We start from the raw sequence: 1,747 nt of genomic DNA, 5'->3' as shown, positions 1-1,747 counted from the left end.
CGGCGGCGCGTCCGCCCAGCTGGCCGCCCGCCCGGTCGCGGCTCCGGCCCTGCCGGACCCCCAATCGTTCGAGCAGGTCGTCGCCCTGATCGGCGAGAAGCGCGAGGTCGGCCTGCAGATGGACGTGCAGCGCTACGTCCGGCCGGTGGCCTTCAAGCCCGGCGCCATCACCTATGAAAGCCTCGACGGCGCGCCGATGGATCTGGCGCGCAAGCTGGCCTCGCGGCTGAAGGACTGGACCGGCCGCACCTGGCTGATCGCCGCCAACGGCCAGGGCGGCGGCGAGACGATGATCGAGGTGGACCGTCGCCGCCGCGGCGAGGAGCGGGCCGAGATCGAGGCCGACCCGTTCGTCCGCTCGGTGCTGGAAGCCTTCCCTGGCGCGAAGATCGGCGAGATCAAGACCATCGCCGCCCCGGTGGAGCTGCCGGTCATCCCGGACGAGGCGGCGGAGGAGGAGTAGGGCCGGGGCCGCCGGTCTCACTTCTTCCCCTCTCCGTCATCCTCGGGCTTGACCCGAGGATCGGACCGTCCGGTGATCCGTCAGCGGATGGCCGCAGCATATCAGGGCCGCATCCGACCTACAGCCCGCAGCCACGTCTGATCCTCGGGTCAAGCCCGAGGATGACGGTGGTGGGTTAGGATGTGGCCCTGAAGGATCCTCGCCGCTTCAGCGCAAGGACGAGCGCTTCGCACTCGGGCGCTTAAGCCCTCCCCCAATGGGAGAGGGGCGGCGAAACCCCCTGTCGCTCGACGATCAGAGAACCTATCTTCCCGCCCATGAAAGACCTCAACGCCCTCATGCAACAGGCCCAGGCGATGCAGCAGAAGCTGCAGGAAGCCCAGGCGAAAATGGCTGAAACGACCGCGTCCGGAACCTCCGGCGGCGGGCTGGTGACGGTGGCCCTGAAGGGCGCTGGCGAGATCACCTCGGTGGTCATCGACGACAGCTTGCTGGTCCCAGGCGAGGGCGAGATTCTCGCTGACCTGATCGTCGCCGCCCACGCGGACGCCAAACGCCGGCTGGACGAGGCCAACGGCGCCCTGATGCGCGAGGCCGCCGGGCCCATGGCCGGGATGAACATCCCCGGCATGCCCAAGCTGTTCTAGCTCACCTTGATCGTCATCGCCGGGCTTGTCCCGGCGACCCAGGAACACCGTCCGTTGAGATCGACCCTCTCCCCTCCGTGTTCATGGATCCTCGGGACAAGCCCGAGGATGACGGCGGCTTAGATGGCCGCCTCCGCAGGACCCGAGATCGAAAGGCTGATTTCGCTGCTGGCGAAGCTGCCCGGCATGGGGCCGCGCTCGGCGCGACGAGCGGCTCTGGCGCTGCTGAAGAAGCGCGAGCAGCTGCTCGTGCCGCTGGCCGAGTCGCTGGCCGAAACGGCGGCCAAGGTGTCGTCCTGCTCGGTTTGCGGCGCGCCCGACACCCGCAATCCCTGCTCGATCTGCTCGGACGGCGGGCGCGACAACGCCCTGATCTGCGTGGTCGAGGAGGCCGGAGCCCTGTGGGCGATGGAGCGGTCCGGCGCCTTCCGCGGCAAATACCATGTGCTCGGCGGCCTGCTGTCGGCGCTGGACGGGGTCGGTCCCGACGCCCTGCGGATCGCCGAACTGACCGGCCGGGTGCGCGGCGGCGAGGTCAAGGAGGTGGTCCTCGCCCTGCCCGCCACCGTCGACGGCCAGACCACCGCCCATTACATCGCCGAGCGGCTGGCCGCCTCCGGCGTGACCGTCAGTTCGC

Annotated in this window: 2 protein-coding genes and 1 pseudogene; all 3 read left to right on the top strand. The window is 69.7% G+C overall.

Translation table 11 applies throughout. The features are described 5' to 3' along the window. Positions 1 to 463: pseudogene (locus VGB60_RS09150) on the top strand (DNA polymerase III subunit gamma/tau); the annotation flags it as partial. Between the two features lie 317 nt (positions 464 to 780). Next, entirely contained in the window at positions 781 to 1,110 is a 330-nt protein-coding gene (locus tag VGB60_RS09145; RefSeq protein ID WP_331037959.1) for a YbaB/EbfC family nucleoid-associated protein, read from the top strand. 123 nt (positions 1,111 to 1,233) lie between these two features. Then, positions 1,234 to 1,747 (top strand): recombination mediator RecR (recR, locus tag VGB60_RS09140; protein WP_331037958.1); only part of this gene is annotated, 514 nt, incomplete at its 3' end.

Source organism: Brevundimonas sp. (genome assembly GCF_036399195.1).
Taxonomy (GTDB): Bacteria; Pseudomonadota; Alphaproteobacteria; order Caulobacterales; family Caulobacteraceae; genus Brevundimonas.
Note: the sequence above shows the minus strand (reverse complement) of the source record. Positions and strands in the feature narration are given on the sequence as shown.